Origin of the sequence: Pseudomonas sp. R84, from assembly GCF_009834515.1 — a bacterium.
GTDB lineage: Bacteria > Pseudomonadota > Gammaproteobacteria > Pseudomonadales > Pseudomonadaceae > Aquipseudomonas.
The window spans coordinates 6,518,292-6,533,725 of sequence record NZ_CP019426.1 but is presented as its reverse complement, the minus strand read 5'-3'; the positions used below and the strand labels follow the sequence as shown (position 1 = coordinate 6,533,725).

The 15,434-nt window shown below is 59.5% G+C and carries 13 protein-coding genes; 7 read left to right on the top strand and 6 right to left on the bottom strand.

The features are described 5' to 3' along the window. Positions 1 to 37 precede the first annotated feature (37 nt). Entirely contained in the window at positions 38 to 1,243 is a 1,206-nt protein-coding gene (gene zigA / locus PspR84_RS29120) for a zinc metallochaperone GTPase ZigA (RefSeq protein WP_160059987.1), read from the top strand. Then, positions 1,243 to 1,887, top strand: coding sequence for a DUF1826 domain-containing protein (locus PspR84_RS29115; protein WP_160059986.1), 645 nt, complete (start codon positions 1,243 to 1,245; stop codon positions 1,885 to 1,887). Before zigA ends, PspR84_RS29115 begins: the two co-directional genes overlap by 1 nt. Before the next feature lie 4 nt (positions 1,888 to 1,891). Here the strand turns inward: PspR84_RS29115 and PspR84_RS29110 are convergent, their stop codons facing one another. Further along, positions 1,892 to 2,248, bottom strand: coding sequence for an NADH:ubiquinone oxidoreductase (locus PspR84_RS29110; protein ID WP_160059985.1), 357 nt, complete (start codon positions 2,246 to 2,248; stop codon positions 1,892 to 1,894). Positions 2,249 to 2,277: 29 nt separating this feature from the next. On the opposite strand from PspR84_RS29110, the gene PspR84_RS29105 reads away from it, so the two are divergent. Continuing rightward, positions 2,278 to 3,243: a CobW-like GTP-binding protein gene (locus PspR84_RS29105; protein ID WP_160059984.1), complete on the top strand. Its 966-nt coding sequence runs from the start codon at positions 2,278 to 2,280 to the stop codon at positions 3,241 to 3,243. A 78-nt stretch (positions 3,244 to 3,321) separates the two neighbouring features. On the opposite strand, the gene PspR84_RS29100 is transcribed toward PspR84_RS29105, so the two are convergent. After that, entirely contained in the window at positions 3,322 to 3,735 is a 414-nt protein-coding gene (locus PspR84_RS29100; protein ID WP_026000521.1) for a DUF3301 domain-containing protein, read from the bottom strand. Between the two features lie 117 nt (positions 3,736 to 3,852). Between PspR84_RS29100 and pdxY the strand changes: the two genes are divergently transcribed. Then, positions 3,853 to 4,725, top strand: a complete 873-nt coding sequence (pdxY, locus tag PspR84_RS29095) for a pyridoxal kinase PdxY (protein ID WP_160059983.1) — start codon at positions 3,853 to 3,855, stop codon at positions 4,723 to 4,725. A gap of 104 nt (positions 4,726 to 4,829) precedes the next feature. On the opposite strand, the gene PspR84_RS29090 is transcribed toward pdxY, so the two are convergent. Then, positions 4,830 to 5,312 (bottom strand): acyl-CoA thioesterase, encoded by a 483-nt coding sequence (locus tag PspR84_RS29090; RefSeq protein ID WP_097089417.1) that lies wholly within the window; start codon positions 5,310 to 5,312, stop codon positions 4,830 to 4,832. Positions 5,313 to 5,591: 279 nt separating this feature from the next. On the opposite strand from PspR84_RS29090, the gene PspR84_RS29085 reads away from it, so the two are divergent. Then, on the top strand, positions 5,592 to 7,355 hold the full coding sequence (locus PspR84_RS29085) for a cation:proton antiporter (RefSeq protein WP_160059982.1): 1,764 nt from the start codon (positions 5,592 to 5,594) through the stop codon (positions 7,353 to 7,355). Between the two features lie 21 nt (positions 7,356 to 7,376). Here the strand turns inward: PspR84_RS29085 and PspR84_RS29080 are convergent, their stop codons facing one another. From PspR84_RS29080 to uvrD, 3 genes are all read right to left on the bottom strand, one after another. Further along, positions 7,377 to 7,784: an SMI1/KNR4 family protein gene (locus PspR84_RS29080; RefSeq protein ID WP_003187120.1), complete on the bottom strand. Its 408-nt coding sequence runs from the start codon at positions 7,782 to 7,784 to the stop codon at positions 7,377 to 7,379. Between the two features lie 137 nt (positions 7,785 to 7,921). Further along, positions 7,922 to 8,797 (bottom strand): Tim44 domain-containing protein, encoded by an 876-nt coding sequence (locus PspR84_RS29075; protein WP_160059981.1) that lies wholly within the window; start codon positions 8,795 to 8,797, stop codon positions 7,922 to 7,924. Between the two features lie 297 nt (positions 8,798 to 9,094). After that, positions 9,095 to 11,278 (bottom strand): DNA helicase II, encoded by a 2,184-nt coding sequence (gene uvrD, locus PspR84_RS29070; protein WP_003229685.1) that lies wholly within the window; start codon positions 11,276 to 11,278, stop codon positions 9,095 to 9,097. A 257-nt stretch (positions 11,279 to 11,535) separates the two neighbouring features. Between uvrD and PspR84_RS29065 the strand changes: the two genes are divergently transcribed. After that, positions 11,536 to 14,415 carry a GGDEF domain-containing phosphodiesterase gene (locus tag PspR84_RS29065; protein WP_160059980.1) on the top strand — a complete coding sequence of 960 codons (2,880 nt, stop codon included), beginning with the start codon at positions 11,536 to 11,538 and terminating at the stop codon, positions 14,413 to 14,415. A gap of 127 nt (positions 14,416 to 14,542) precedes the next feature. Continuing rightward, positions 14,543 to 15,409 (top strand): transcriptional regulator HexR, encoded by an 867-nt coding sequence (hexR, locus tag PspR84_RS29060; RefSeq protein ID WP_008078846.1) that lies wholly within the window; start codon positions 14,543 to 14,545, stop codon positions 15,407 to 15,409. Positions 15,410 to 15,434 lie beyond the last annotated feature (25 nt).

Genomic DNA, 15,434 nt, shown 5'->3' with positions numbered 1-15,434 from the left:
AAGCGCTAATCGCTTGCCATTAAAAGAGGATTATCCAATGTCAGCCGAGCTGCCCGTTACCGTACTTTCAGGATTTCTTGGTGCTGGAAAAAGTACACTTTTGAATTACGTACTACGTAATCGAAAGGGTTTGCGGGTAGCAGTCATCGTCAATGATATGAGCGAGATCAATATTGATGGCAGCGAAGTTCAGCGTGATGTCAGCTTAAACCGCGCAGAAGAAAAAATAGTCGAAATGAGCAACGGTTGTATCTGCTGTACGTTACGCGAAGACCTGCTGGAAGAGGTCAGTAAGCTCGCCCGTGAGGGCCGCTTCGATTACTTGTTGATCGAATCCACCGGAATCTCCGAACCACTGCCCGTGGCCGAAACCTTTACCTTCCGCGATGAACATGGCCAGAGCCTCTCCGACATCGCGCGTCTCGACACCATGGTCACTGTAGTCGACGGCTTGAATTTCCTGCCGGACTACCACGCGGCAGAGAGTCTCGCCTCCCGTGGCGAGATTCTCGGCGAAGAAGACGAACGCTCGATCACCGATCTGTTGATCGAACAAATCGAATTCGCCGACGTGCTGTTGATCAGCAAGATCGATCTGATCAGCCAGCCCGAGCGTGAGGAATTGATCGCCATCCTCAAACGCCTCAACGCCCAAGCCGAAATCATTCCGATGGTGATGGGCGAAGTGCCGCTGGAGAAGATCCTCAATACCGGTCGTTTCGATTTCGACAGAGCCGCGCAAGCACCGGGCTGGCTGCAGGAATTGCGCGGTGAGCACGTGCCGGAAACCGATGAATACGGCATCGCTTCCACAGCCTACCGCGCACGCCGACCCTTTCACCCGGAGCGCTTCTTCAACTTCATCGACCGTCCGTGGCTGAACGGCAAGTTGCTGCGCTCCAAAGGCTTCTTCTGGCTCGCAAGCAAACCCAGCGACGCCGGCAGCTGGTCGCAGGCCGGCGGTTTGATGCGCCACGGTTTTGCCGGGCGCTGGTGGCGCTTCGTGCCGAAGGAGCAGTGGCCACAAGATCAGGAAAGCACCGCAGCCATCATGGAAAACTGGACGCCAAGCGTTGGCGACTGTCGCCAGGAGTTGGTGTTCATCGGTCAGAACATCGATTTCCTGCAGCTTTCTGCCGAACTCGATGCCTGCCTGCTCACCGATGAAGAAATGGCCCTTGGCGTAGAGGGATGGCGATTGCTGGCGGATCCGTTCGGCTCTTGGCACGAAGAGGCTGCCTGATGCTTGCACTCAAACTGCTGCAAAACCGTACCCGCCATCAACATCAAGGCCCGACGCCGAAAACACTGGCACGGATTCTGGAAGACGACACCAACCTCGCCGTCTGGCAGCGCCAACTGCCTTTGCACATCAGCGAATTTGCCCACTTGCTACTGTCGCTCAACGAGCCTCTGGCGGAGTCGCTGAGTCTGGAGTTGCCAGATGAGGACGCGGAACCTGATCTTGCTGGTCTGGCCTTGGGCTTGCGCGATCTGGAGGGTTACGAAGGCTTTATCGCCGATCTGAAATGGTTAGTCAGCGCCTTTGCCTGCTTGCTCGGTGCGCGGCGCATCGGCCTGCGCCTGCGGGTGCTGGATAAAGCCATGTGCCCGCGCTTCCACGTTGATCATGTGCCAGTGCGGCTGATCACGACCTACGCCGGCGTTGGCAGCCAATGGCTCAAGGAAGGCGCGATGGATCGCAGTCAATTGGGACAGGCCAACGCCGAACCCCAAGCGCAAATACAGCAACTCAAGAGCGGCGACGTCGCCTTACTGAAAGGCGAGAAATGGCACGGCAATGAAGGTTTTGGATTGATTCACCGTTCGCCGCAACCGGCTGCAGGCGAGCGTCGTCTGATACTGACCCTCGACTGGCTCGGTTGACGCCTCAAGGCTTGAGCCAAGAACCCTGGCTCTGGCCCTCGCAATACGGCTTCAGATACGCGGCATCGGTGGCGACGCCGTAATAGTGGATATCCTGGCGATAAGGCATATTGGCGACTTGCGCGTTGCGGCACACGCCAAACGCGCCGCTCGGGCACTGGTCGACGTATTGCACCTCGACTTTTTGCCCGGCCAGGGTTGGCTGGCAGAAGCCGTCGTTGAACAGTTTTTCAGGAATATTGCGGTTCTGCTGACAGACTTTGACGTCGAGCCGCTCGCCCTGACTGTGCACCACGCAGGCCTGAGCCCACGCTTCACTCGACAGCAGCGTCAACAGCAACGACCATCCCATCCAACGCATCTTTGAATCTCCCAAGAAAGCTCCCGGCCATGTTGCAGAACATTCCTACCCATGTCATTGCTGGCCCTTTGGGCGCAGGCAAGACCAGCCTGATTCGCCAGCTCATGGCCCAGCGGCCAGAAGGTGAGCGTTGGGCGGTGCTGATCAACGAGTTCGGCCAGATCGGCCTCGATGCTGCGCTGCTGACCCGCGATGCCGATGGTGTCGCACTCGGCGAAGTGGCCGGGGGCTGCCTGTGCTGTGTCAATGGCGCGCCGTTTCAGATCGGCCTCGGGCGTTTGTTGCGCAAGGCAAAGCCGGATCGATTGTTCATCGAGCCTTCCGGGTTGGGTCATCCGGCGCAATTGATTAAACAGTTGAGTGAGGCGCCGTGGCTGGGTGTACTGGCGGTGCAGCCGTGTGTTCTGGTGCTGGATGCTCAGGCGCTGGAAGCGGGGAAACCGTTGCCGGCAGCGCAACAGGAAGCCTTGGCAACCGCTGGCCTGCTGTTGTTGAACAAGGCTGAAAACCTTGATGACAGGGCCAGGGAAAAAATCGCCAGCCAGTTGCCGGCAGTGCCGTTGATCTGGACTCGAGAGGCGCAATTAAGCCTGAGCGAGCTGCCGGGCCTGACCGCAAAAGCGGTCAATGGTGTGGATAACCTGGCCGTACCCAAGGGATCAGGACAAATACCGGCCGTCTGGACTGATCCGACGCTGGCGATTTGCTTGAGTCAGGCGCAGGAGGGCGGCTGGAGCATTGGTTGGCGTTGGCATCCGGGGCAAACGTTCGACAAGCGGCGCATCGCTGACTGGCTCGCACGCCTCAATTGGCAGCGGGCGAAGCTGGTTATCCACAGCACGGAGGGTTGGGTGTCTGCGAATGCTTTGGATAACGGACAGCTGATTTGGCAGGTCAGTGAGTGGCGAAAGGATTCGCGGATTGAGCTGATCTTCGTCGATCCGCAAAACATTGATGAGCTGCAGCAGGGTTTGTCGGGGTGTCGGGAAAGTTAGATCAAAAGGTCGCAGCCTTCGGCAGCTCCTACATGGGATTCCCTGTAGGAGCTGCCGAAGGCTGCGATCTTTTGATTTTTAAGGCTTCCACTTGGTATGTTCCTGCCGCCACTGGCTCAACTCGATGACTTCGGCGCGCGGCTTGTGTACTTCAACCACCGGTGGCGTGTCGTCGAACGGTGCCGGGTAGGGCGCCAGTTCGATCTGCGCACTGTGCGCGCCAAACTGGGTGATGGTGCCGTTATGGCGGGTTTCACCGGTCACGGTGAATTCAAAGTTGTACACCCGCGCCAGTCGTCGGCGACCGTTGGCGTCCTTGATGAAACCGATCTTCTTCAGGGCAACGTTGCCGTCGAGCAACTCGACCCGCACGTTCAGGCAATGCTGTTTGACCCGCTCCAGCGCGCGTTCGCGCAAGCCGTGGTTGTGCCATAGCCACGCGCCGGCAGCGGCGAACAGTATCAGCACGAAGATGTTTTCCAGGGTCAGCATCAACATCGAACTCCAAAAGATAGCGTCAGCTTAACTGCGTCGCCGGTCTGTCGTACAGGCTGCGTTTCGTCGCATACTGCGCGGCTTGAATTTCAATCGTTTTACGGAATGACCCGAATGAAACGTACGCCTCATCTGCTCGCCATTCAGTCTCACGTGGTGTTCGGCCACGCCGGCAACAGCGCCGCGGTTTTTCCGATGCAGCGGGTCGGGGTCAATGTCTGGCCGCTCAACACCGTGCAGTTTTCCAACCACACCCAGTACGGCCAATGGGCCGGCGAAGTGCTGGCGCCGCAGCAGATTCCCGAGCTGGTCGAAGGCATCGCCGCGATTGGCGAGCTGGGCAACTGCGATGCGGTGCTGTCCGGATACCTCGGCAGCGCGGCGCAGGGCCGGGCGATTCTCAGCGGTGTCGAACGCATCAAGTCGGTCAATCCGAAGGCGCTGTATCTGTGTGACCCGGTGATGGGCCATCCGGAGAAGGGCTGCAGCGTGCCGACCGAAGTCAGCGATTTCCTTCTGGAGGAGGCGGCCGCCGTGGCGGACATCATGTGCCCGAACCAGTTGGAGCTGGACAGTTTTTCCGGGCGCAAGCCGCAGTCGTTGTTCGATTGCCTGGCGATGGCGCGTGCGCTGCTGACGCGCGGGCCGAAAGCGGTGCTGGTCAAACATCTGGATTATCCGGGTAAACCGGTCGATGGCTTTGAAATGCTACTGGTAACGGCCGAAGGCAGCTGGCATCTGCGTCGTCCGCTGCTGGCATTTCCGCGTCAGCCGGTGGGCGTTGGCGATCTGACGTCCGGCCTGTTCCTGGCGCGGGTGCTGTTGGGCGACAGTCTGGTGGCCGCGTTTGAGTTCACGGCGGCGGCGGTGCATGAGGTATTGCTGGAGACTCAGGCGTGCGCCAGTTATGAGTTGCAACTGGTGCGGGCGCAGGATCGGATTGCGCATCCGCGGGTGAAGTTCGAGGCTACTGCGATCAGTTTGTAAGACCGCGTTGAATCCAATCGCGAGCAGGCTCACTCCTACAGGGAAACGAATTCCAATGTAGGAGTGAGCCTGCTCGCGATAGCGATTTCCTAACGCTACAAATCTCAGGCGTCGCCCTTGATCTCCTGATAGCGCTTCTCCAGCTCCTGACGAATCTGCCGGCGCTGCTGCGCCTGCATATAACGACGCTTGTCTTCACTGTTCTGCGGTTGCAGCGGCGGTACGGTGGCCGGCTTGCGCTGGTCATCCACCGCAACCATGGTGAAGAAGCAGCTGTTGGTGTGACGCACCGAACGCTCGCGGATGTTCTCGGTGACGACTTTGATGCCGACTTCCATCGACGTGTTGCCGGTGTAGTTGACCGAGGCGAGGAAAGTCACCAGTTCGCCGACATGAATCGGCTCGCGGAAAATCACCTGGTCCACCGACAGGGTCACCACGTAGCGGCCGGCATAACGGCTCGCGCAGGCATAAGCCACTTCATCGAGGTATTTGAGCAGGGTGCCGCCGTGGACATTGCCAGAGAAGTTGGCCATGTCGGGGGTCATTAGTACCGTCATCGACAGCTGGGCGTTTCCGGGTTCCATAACGTTCTCACGGATCAAGGCTGGTTGCTGGAAGCACCTCTGCGGGTGCCTGGTCGCTTTTCAAAAGCACCGTTATCGGGACGCCGGGCGACTGGCCGCCGTCACGCCGGAATCGATCTGTTTCCATATATTGCACCGCCTTCCAGGCGGAAGTCGCGGTGTTACCCTGCAAAAGCCCGCCTCAAGGGCAATTCCCACACCAAAAGCGGATTTTTACCTAGCTCGCCCAGACTTTTCTGACGTCTGTCAGCGAGCCTCGTCATTCAAGGAGCCCACGCCATGCATGCCATCAGTTTTATTCAGGACCTGGCAGTGATCATGTTGGTCGCAGGTGTGGTGACCGTGTTGTTCCACCGTTTCAAGCAACCGGTGGTGCTCGGCTATATCGTTGCCGGCTTTATCATCGGCCCGCACACGCCACCGTTCGGCCTGATTCATGACGAGGAAACCATCAAGACCCTCGCCGAACTCGGGGTAATTTTCCTGATGTTCTGCCTCGGCCTGGAGTTCAGCCTGCGCAAGCTGTTCAAGGTCGGCGCCACGGCGTTTATTGCGGCGTTCCTCGAAATCGTCCTGATGATCTGGATCGGCTACGAAATCGGCCGCTGGTTTGACTGGAACACCATGGACTCGCTGTTCCTCGGCGCGATTCTGGCGATTTCTTCGACTACCATCATCGTCAAGGCGCTCAACGATCTGAAGATGAAAAACGAGCGCTTTGCGCAGTTGATCTTCGGCGTACTGATTGTTGAAGACATCCTCGGCATCGGCATCATTGCGCTGCTTTCCAGCATTGCGGTCAGCGGCACGGTCAGCTCCGGCGAAGTGTTTTCCACGGTCGGCAAGCTGTCGCTGTTCATGATCGTCGCGCTGGTCATCGGCATTTTGCTGGTACCGCGTCTGCTGGCCTATGTGGCCAAATTCGAAAGCAACGAAATGCTGCTTATCACCGTGCTCGGCCTGTGTTTCGGCTTCTGCCTGTTGGTGGTCAAACTCGAATACAGCATGGTGCTCGGTGCGTTCCTGATCGGCGCGATCATGGCCGAGTCGCGGCAATTGCTGAAGATAGAGCGGCTGATCGAGCCGGTTCGCGATTTGTTCAGCGCGATCTTCTTTGTCGCCATCGGGTTGATGCTCGACCCGCTGATTCTTCTCGAATATGCGTGGCCGATTGCGGTGATCACCGTCGCTGTGGTGCTCGGCAAGATGTTGTCCTGCGGCCTCGGGGCTTTTATCGCCGGCAATGACGGACGCACCTCACTGCGCGTCGGGATGGGGCTGTCACAGATTGGCGAATTTTCCTTCATCATCGCCGCGCTGGGGATGACCTTGCAGGTCACCAGTAACTTCCTTTATCCGGTCGCTGTGGCGGTGTCGGTGATTACGACGCTGCTGACGCCTTATCTGATTCGTGCGGCGGATCCGCTGTCGATCAAGCTGTCCGGCGCTGTGCCCAAGCGTCTGGGGCGTGTGTTGGGCATGTACGGTGAATGGCTGCGCAGTATCCAGCCGCAAGGCGAGGGCGCGATGCTGGCGTCGATTATCCGCAAGATCTTGCTCCAGGTCGGGGTCAATCTGGCGTTGGTGATTGCGATCTTCTTTAGCGGGGCATTCTTTGCTGAACGCCTCTCGGCCTGGCTACAGGACTGGATCAGCGATCCGAGCTGGCAGAAGGCGCTGATCTGGGGCGGGGCGTTGCTGGTGTCGCTGCCGTTCCTGATCGCGGCGTATCGCAAGCTCAAGGCGCTGTCGATGCTGCTGGCGGAGATGGGCGTGAAGCCGGAGATGGCCGGGCGTCACACGCAGCGAGTGCGCCGGGTGATCTCCGAAGTGATCCCGATCCTCTCGCTGCTGGTGATTTTCCTGCTGTTGGCAGCCTTGTCGGCCAGTATCTTGCCGACCAACAAGTTGCTGGTGCTGATCGCCGTAGTCGCGGCCGCCGTGGCGGCGCTGCTCTGGCGCTGGTTCATCCGCGTGCACACGCGGATGCAGGTGGCGCTGCTGGAAACCCTCGACAACCACAAGGAGTCGTCGGGGCATTGACCTGCCGGGGCGGCTGGCCGATCAGCTTTCCAGCCAGACGTCCCGCGCCCAGTGCCACACCGATTCCCAGGTTTCCTCGGCAATCAACTCTTCTTCGGCCTGCCACAACACTACCGTGCCGTCCTCTTCGACACAGTAGTAGTCGTCGCCGTCCTGACAGATTGGAATCAGGCTGCGATCAACCCCGGCATCCCAGGCGTTGGCCGCCACATCCGGCAAGTAGGTGTGGGATTGTGGGTCGGTGACGGTCACCGGCTCAAGGCTGCCGTACACCACATCGCTGACGGTCAGCAAAAACTCTCTGAAGACAAACGGAATGTCGATGAACAGCTGTTCTTCGATTTCGACCAGCAGATCTTCGTCAGGTAACTCCAAAGGAACCGGCACGGGTTCGTTGGCTTCACGCAGTTGTTCGATGATTTCTTCCACGTCCGGGATCCTCTTGCTTGAATGGCGCGGTTTATATGGGCCGGTTTATACAGTAGCTCGCTATAGATGCAACCGCGAAATAGAAAACCCCAGCCGAGGCTGGGGTTTTTATTACGGCAGGTGACGCCTGGAGGGGATCAGCCGTTCTGGCGGATACCGGCCACCAGCCAAGGCTGGTTGTCGCCCTGCGGACGCTCCATGTTCCAGCTTTCGCTGAACACTTCGCCCTGGTCGAAGCGCGAGGTCTTCGACACACCGCTGAAGGTCAGGGTGGCGATGGTCTTGTCGGCACGGTCATCGACGCCATCCAGTTGTACCTGGAGGTTGTCGATGTAGGTCGACTGGAACGCGTCGCCCAGATCTGCACGCTCACGCTTGAGGAACTCGAGCATTTGCGGGGTCACGAACTCGGCGATCTTGTCCATTTCGTTGGCATCCCAGTGCTGCTGCAGCGACTGGAAGTGGCTGCGTGCAGCTTCAAGGAAGTTCTGCTCGTTGAACCAGGCCGGCGCGTTGATCACCGGACGGGCGGCAGCAGGTGCAGCCGAACCACCGAAGATCGAACCCATGGCGGCAGGTTTCTGCTCGAACGCTTCACGCTGCATCGGTGCGCCGGCCGGAGCGAACTGCTCCTGCTGCTTGCGTCGACGCGCGGCGATGAAGCGGAAGATCACGAACGCGATCACGGCCATGATCAGGATGTCGAAGATCTGCATGCCCTGGAAGCCGCCGCCCATGAACATGGACGCCAGCAGGCCACCGGCGGCGATACCGGCCAGAGGGCCGAGCCATTTCGAAGCACCGCCGGCCTTGGCGGCAGCGCCAGCGGCACCTGCAGCACCTGCGGTCGCAGCCGCGCCGCCGACACCTGGAGAAGAAGGAGCCATCTGGCTGGTCTGGTGCGTCGGCGCAGCGCCGGCGCTTTTGCCACCACCAAAGCGCTTGGCGTTGGCGTCGAGGCTCATCGTCAGGCCGATGCACAACGCCATGGCGATGCTAAGAAAACGTTTCATAAAGGGTATTCCCGTTTGTGGAGACACGCGCGCCATGTTGCACAGCTGAAGTGTTACTGGCTAGCGAGAGAGTGTTTCGGGCTTTTGCCTGACAGGTCGCGTTCAGCTTCGCGAGGCAATAAGAACGTGTACTTTTGGCTGTAGGAAAAGGAGATTGGTTCAGCGGGATTTCGCCTCAGAACATCGAACCCTGTGGGAGCAAGCCTGCTCGCGAAAGCCGCACCGCGGTCTATCAGATCAACCGCAGCGATTTCATTCGCGAGCAGGCTCGCTCCCACAAAAACAGCAGAACTGGTGTCAGATCGCTTCCAGCTTGGCGTAACCGAGCATCAGCCACTTGCTGCCTTCGCTGAAGTTCACCTGCACCCGCGCCTGCGCGCCGGCGCCCTCGAAGTTGAGGATCACGCCGTCACCAAAGATCGAATGGCGTACCGCCTGACCGAGGCTGAAACCCGTTTCCGGAATTTCGCTGCCGCTGAACAGGTTGCTGCCGCTCATCGACTGGTTGCCGCCAAATGGTCGGCTAACGCTGTTCGACAGACGCACTTCCTGGATCAGACCTTTCGGCACTTCACGTACGAAACGCGAGACCTTGTTGTAGGTCTCGCTGCCGTACAGGCGTCGGGTTTCAGCATAGGTCATCACCAGATTCTGCATCGCCCGGGTGATACCGACATAGGCCAGACGCCGCTCTTCCTCAAGACGTCCCGGTTCTTCCAGGCTCATCTTGTGCGGGAACAGGCCTTCTTCCATGCCCACGAGGAACACGTAAGGGAATTCCAGGCCTTTGGCGCTGTGCAGGGTCATCAGCTGAATGCTGTCTTCGTGTTCGTCGGCCTGGGTGTCGCCGGCCTCCAGAGAAGCGTGGCCGAGGAATGCCGCCAGTGGCGTCAGCTCTTCGTCTTCTTCGGTGTTCTCGAAGTTGCGCGCGGCGCTGACCAGTTCCTCAAGGTTTTCTACCCGTGCCTGGCCTTTCTCGCCTTTTTCCGCTTCGTGATAAGCGATCAGCCCCGATTGCTCAATGACGGTCTGTGTCATCAAGTGCAGCGGCATTTCCATGCACTTGGCGGCGAGGTTTTCGATCAGTTCGATAAACGCACCCAGCGCACCGGCAGCGCGACCGGTCAGGCCTTTGTTGGCGACCAGTTGGCGCATCGCTTCCCACATCGACACATCGCTGTGGCGCGCGTGATCGCGGATCGCTTCGACGGTTTTTTCGCCGATGCCACGGGCCGGCACGTTGATCACCCGTTCCAGCGCCGCATCGTTGCCGCGACCTTCGAGCAAACGCAGGTAGGCCATGGCGTTCTTGATTTCCGCACGCTCGAAGAAGCGCTGACCACCGTAGATACGGTACGGAATGCGCTCGCGCAGCAGAGCTTCTTCCAAAACGCGCGATTGGGCGTTGGAGCGATAGAGTATCGCGATATCGCTACGGGCCAAGCCGGTTTTCAGCGCGCTTTCGATGGTTTCGACAACGTAGCGTGCTTCGTCGTGTTCGTTGAACGCGGCGTACAGATTGATCGCTTCGCCATCACCGCCGTCGGTCCATAGCTCTTTGCCCAGACGCCCGGTGTTGTTGGCGATCAGGGCGTTGGCGGCCTTGAGGATGCCGGCGGTGGAGCGGTAGTTCTGCTCCAGGCGAATGGTTACCGAGTCCGGGAAGTCGGAAGAATATTGATGAATGTTCTCGATCTTCGCGCCACGCCAGCCGTAAATCGACTGGTCGTCGTCGCCGACCACCATCAGGCTGTCGCCACCCTTGCCGAGCAGGCGCAACCAAGCGTACTGCACGGCGTTGGTGTCCTGGAACTCGTCCACCAAAATATGGCGGAAGCGCTTCTGGTAATGCGCCAGCAGGCCCGGGTGATCGCGCCACAAGTCGAGGGCACGCAAGAGCAATTCGGAGAAATCGATGACGCCGGCACGCTGGCACGCCGCCTCATAGGCTTCGTAGATGCCGCGCATGGTCGCCAGATACAAATCACCGCTGGCCTGAATGTGTTGTGGACGCAGACCTTCGTCTTTCTGACCGTTGATGAACCACTGCGCCTGACGGGCTGGCCAGCGCTGCTCGTCGAGACCGAGCTCGCGGATCACCCGCTTGACCAGCCGTTGCTGGTCGTCGCTGTCGAGAATCTGGAAAGTCTGGCTCAGTCCGGCTTCCTGCCAGTGCGCCCGCAGCAAGCGGTGCGCCAGGCCGTGGAAGGTGCCGACCCACATGCCGGCCGGGTTGATACCCAGCAACTGCTCGATGCGATGACGCATCTCCGCAGCGGCCTTGTTGGTGAAGGTCACCGACAGGATGGAGTGGGGCGAGGCGTTTTCGACCTGGATCAACCAGGCGATACGGTGCACCAGCACTCGGGTTTTACCGGAGCCAGCACCGGCCAGGACCAACTGACGGCCAACGGGGGCTGCTACGGCCTGGCGTTGGGCATCGTTGAGGGAGTTCAGCAGAAGGGAGAGATCATCGCGCATCGGGGCATTCTAGGGTGCGCCGCAGGCCCGGGCAAACCGAGCTTTGCATTAGCCGATGAAACTCCTGTCGATGACGACCGGTCGGTCACTGGCTACAGGCATCGGCCCGCCGCGCTCGAAGGGTTTCGCGGGTGGCAAAGGACGGAAAAGTTTCGCTGAAATTATGATCTGGAGCAGTTTGGCAACGGGATCGGCTTGTGTATGCTCCGTCCACGTTTCGGGCGCACGCCCTCCTTATAAGAACAAGAACGTTGCCCATGACCCTCAGCTCCGAACTGTCGGGCCCCTCCGTGGAACCCCGGGTTATCCGCAAGCACTATGCCGTCGAAATGGCGGTGGAGCGCACGCGTCTTCTGTATCAGGGCTCGTTGTTGCCCACGCTGTTCATGTTGATCAATGGTCTGGTCTGCGCCGGTTTGCTCTGGAGCCCGCAGCGCTACTTCGTGGTCAGCGTCTGGCTGGTGTGGCTGCTGTCGCTGCTGTCGCTGGTGGCGTTGCGGGTGATTCAGGTCGCAGCGTTCGACTCGGCAATCCCTGATCGTCAGGCGCAACCGATCTGGCGGCGGATGTTTCTGCTGGGCTCGACCATGACCGGGTTGACGCTGGCCGGCGCCGGCATCGCCCTGGTGCCCGCCGACAACTTCATGCAACAAGCCTGGGTGTTCGGCCTGATTGGCGCCGCAACCCTGTCGGCCAGTGTCGCCTACGCGGTGAGCCTGCCGGCGTTTCTCTCCTTTACCTTGCCGTGTCTGCTGCCAGCGATTGGCTACCTTTTCTGGGGCGGCGACGAACAGGCGCGCGGTTGGGGCTGGCTCGGGTTGATCCTGCTCGGCTCCCTGAGCGTGGTGGCTTGGCAGGTCAATCGGCTGATTGATCGCGGTTTGCTGCGGCGCTTTCAGAATCAGCACTTGATCGAACACCTGCAACAGACGCAAATGCGCAGCGAGCAGCTCAATCAGGAACTGGCCAGGGAAATCGACCAGCGTCGCTGTGCCGAGGGCAAATTGCGTGAAGCTCAGGTCGAACTCGAAGACCGCGTTGCCCAGCGCAGCCTTGAGCTGGATGCAGCCAATCAGGCCCTGAGCAAAAGTGAGGCGCGGCTGGCGCTGGCGTTGAAAGCCAGTGAGTTGGGTCTGTGGGACTGGAACCTGCAAACCGACGAGGTTCACCACACGCAGATTCAGGAGCTGTTCGGCCTCGCTCCGGAATACGTCACGGCGCTTTTGCGCGACCTCAAACCACGCCTGCATCCCGACGATGTGCCGACGCTGAAATACGCGTTGATCGAGCATTTGAAGGGGCGCACCGAGGACTATCAGATCGAATACCGCGTGCGTCACAGCGATGGCCATTGGGTCTGGATCGAAGACCGTGGCCGCGCGGTAGAACGCAGCGACAGCGGGCGGGTGATCCGCATGGTCGGCACCCGGCGCGACATCAGCGCCAGCAAAAGTCTCGAAGAACAACAGCGACTGGCGGCGACGGTGTTCGAAGCGGCCAGTGAAGGCATCGTGATTCTCGACCCGAACTACGCGCTGATCGCAATCAACCAGGCGTTCAGCCGGGTCACCGGTTACGACATCGAGGACATGCTTGGGCGCAACGTCGTCGAGCTGCCATGCAGCCGCGACGCCCGTCGTCATTACGTGGCGATCCGTCATGCACTGGAGCAGCATGGTAGTTGGCAGGGCGAACTGGTGGAGACGCGCAAGAACGGCGAGTTGTACCCGCAGTGGCTGCAACTGAATGCGGTGCGCGATAGTCGGGGAAATGTCAGTCATATCGTGGGCTTCTTCGCCGATTTGTCGGCGCGGCGTGAATCCGAAGAGCGCATGCGTTATCTGACTCATTACGACGAACTGACCGGTCTGGCCAACCGCTCGCTGTTCCGCGAGCGCTTGCATGAAGCGCATCAGCGTTCGCGTCAGGGTCGACGCAGTCTGGCCTTACTGCACATCAATCTGGATCGCTTCAAATTGCTCAACGACAGCTTGGGCCATGAGATTGCCGACCAGTTGCTGCAGAAAATGGCGCGCCGGCTGGTCAACGCCTTGCCGGAAGCCGACACCATCGCGCGATTGTCCGGTGATGAATTTGCGGTGCTGTTCGATGCCTACGGTAACCTGTCGAGTCTGGCCCGGGTTGCCACGCGATTGTCGTCCAAGCTGCGTTTGCCGCTGACCGTGGAAGGGCATGAATTGGTTGTCAGCGCCTCGATGGGCATCAGCATGCTGCCGGACAATGCCCGGGAGATTTCTGCGCTGGTCAGCCAGTCGAACATGGCCATGCAACACGCCAAGCATCTGGGCGGGAACAACTTCCAGTTCTACACCGATAGCTTGCAGGCCAGCACCCTTGAGCGCTTGCAGCTGGAAAATCAGTTGCGCAAAGCCATTGAGGAAAAGCAGCTGAAGGTGTTCTATCAACCGAAGCTGTGTCTGCAGACCGGACGGCTGAATGCGGCGGAGGCGCTGGTGCGCTGGGATCATCCGATCATGGGTCGAGTGCCGCCGGGGGATTTCATCGGGCTCGCCGAGGAAACCGGTCTGATCGGGCCGATCGGCGAATTCGTCCTGCGTCAGGCCTGTTGGCAGGCCTGCGAGTGGCAGCGTCAGGGGCTGGAGCCGATCCGCGTTTCGGTCAACCTGTCGGTGCATCAATTGCGTCAGGGCAAGCTGGTCAGTCTGGTGCGGCAGGTGCTGGAGGAAACCGGTTTGGCGCCGCACTACCTGGAGCTGGAGCTGACCGAAAGCCAGCTGCTCGATAGCGTCGAACACATCATCGCGACGTTCCAGCAACTGCGTGATCTGGGGGTGAAACTGGCGATCGATGACTTCGGCACCGGCTATTCATCGCTGAGTTATCTCAAGCGTATTCCGGTGGATTACGTGAAGATCGATCAGGCATTCATTCGCGGATTGGGTGAGGGCAGTGAAGATGCGGCGATCACTCGGGCGATCATTGCCATGGCTCACGGACTGTCGCTGAAAGTAGTGGCTGAAGGCGTCGAGCGACAGGATCAGCTGGAGTTTTTACGCGCCGAGCGTTGCGATGAAGTGCAGGGCTATCTGATCAGCCGGCCTGTGGAGGCTGACAGTCTGGCCGGGCTTTTGCGTGAACAGGAAAAACCGTTTTAAGGGCTACATGCACCTCATCGCGCCTGATATGGGGACATCGAGTTACGCATTGAGCAGGCAAAAAGCCAATTCATGTAGTATAACTACAAGCGTGCTACATCCTTGCCCATAAGAAGAGTCCAGCCCCTTGAATCTGCTGCAACACATCGCCCAATCACGTCACCTGTTACGCAAGTCGGAGCTCAAGGTCGCCGACCACGTGCTGCTTGACCCTGCGGCGGTGATGCACAGTTCCATGGCCGACCTGGCCCACAGCGTCGGCATCAGCGAGCCGACCATCGTGCGCTTCTGTCGCGCCATTGGTTGCTCCGGTTTTCAGGATCTCAAACTGAAGTTAGCGCAAAGCCTCGCGGCCGGTGCCAGCTTCGGCCAGTTTGCGATCCATGAAGACGACTCGGTCGCCGACTACAGCCTGAAGATTTTCGACACCACGTTGCACACCTTGATGGAGGTTCGCGAGAAGCTCGATCCGATCGAGTTGCAGCGTGCGGTGACGTTGATGTCGCAGGCGCAGCGTGTTGAGTTCTACGGCTTCGGGGCCTCGGGTGCAGTGGCAGCGGATGCGCAGCACAAGTTCTTCCGTTTGCTGCTGACTGCAGCGGCGTACTCCGATCCGCACATGCAGGCGATGTCGGCGGTGACGTTGAAACCGACCGATGTGGCGATTTGTATTTCCCAGTCCGGGCGCTCCAAGGATTTGCTGATCACCGCCAATCTGGTGCGTGAGAGTGGGGCTTCGCTGATTACTTTGTGCCCGAGTCAGACGCCGTTGGCCGAGTTGTCGACCGTGAATCTGGCGATCGATGTGCATGAAGACACTGAGATCTATACGCCGCTGACCTCGCGCATTGCGCATCTGGTGGTGATTGATGTGTTGGCGATGGGCGTGGCGATGGCGCGCGGGCCGAGTCTGGTTAATCATCTCAAGAGCGTGAAGCGCAGTCTGCGCAGCCTGCGTTTGTCGCCGAAAGCCGCCAAAGCGCTGGATGATTAAGAGCAAAAGATCGCAGCCTTCGGTA

Excerpts from the sequence above, each read along its gene's own strand:
- PspR84_RS29110 (WP_160059985.1), bottom strand. The coding sequence starts at position 2,248 with ATGCGTTGGATGGGATGGTCGTTGCTGTTGACGCTGCTGTCGAGTGAA.
- PspR84_RS29065 (WP_160059980.1), top strand. The coding sequence starts at position 11,536 with ATGACCCTCAGCTCCGAACTGTCGGGCCCCTCCGTGGAACCCCGGGTT.
- zigA (WP_160059987.1), top strand. The coding sequence starts at position 38 with ATGTCAGCCGAGCTGCCCGTTACCGTACTTTCAGGATTTCTTGGTGCT.
- PspR84_RS29115 (WP_160059986.1), top strand. The coding sequence starts at position 1,243 with ATGCTTGCACTCAAACTGCTGCAAAACCGTACCCGCCATCAACATCAA.
- PspR84_RS29090 (WP_097089417.1), bottom strand. The coding sequence starts at position 5,312 with ATGGAACCCGGAAACGCCCAGCTGTCGATGACGGTACTAATGACCCCC.
- pdxY (WP_160059983.1), top strand. The coding sequence starts at position 3,853 with ATGAAACGTACGCCTCATCTGCTCGCCATTCAGTCTCACGTGGTGTTC.
- PspR84_RS29105 (WP_160059984.1), top strand. The coding sequence starts at position 2,278 with ATGTTGCAGAACATTCCTACCCATGTCATTGCTGGCCCTTTGGGCGCA.
- PspR84_RS29075 (WP_160059981.1), bottom strand. The coding sequence starts at position 8,797 with ATGAAACGTTTTCTTAGCATCGCCATGGCGTTGTGCATCGGCCTGACG.
- PspR84_RS29100 (WP_026000521.1), bottom strand. The coding sequence starts at position 3,735 with ATGCTGACCCTGGAAAACATCTTCGTGCTGATACTGTTCGCCGCTGCC.
- uvrD (WP_003229685.1), bottom strand. The coding sequence starts at position 11,278 with ATGCGCGATGATCTCTCCCTTCTGCTGAACTCCCTCAACGATGCCCAA.
- PspR84_RS29085 (WP_160059982.1), top strand. The coding sequence starts at position 5,592 with ATGCATGCCATCAGTTTTATTCAGGACCTGGCAGTGATCATGTTGGTC.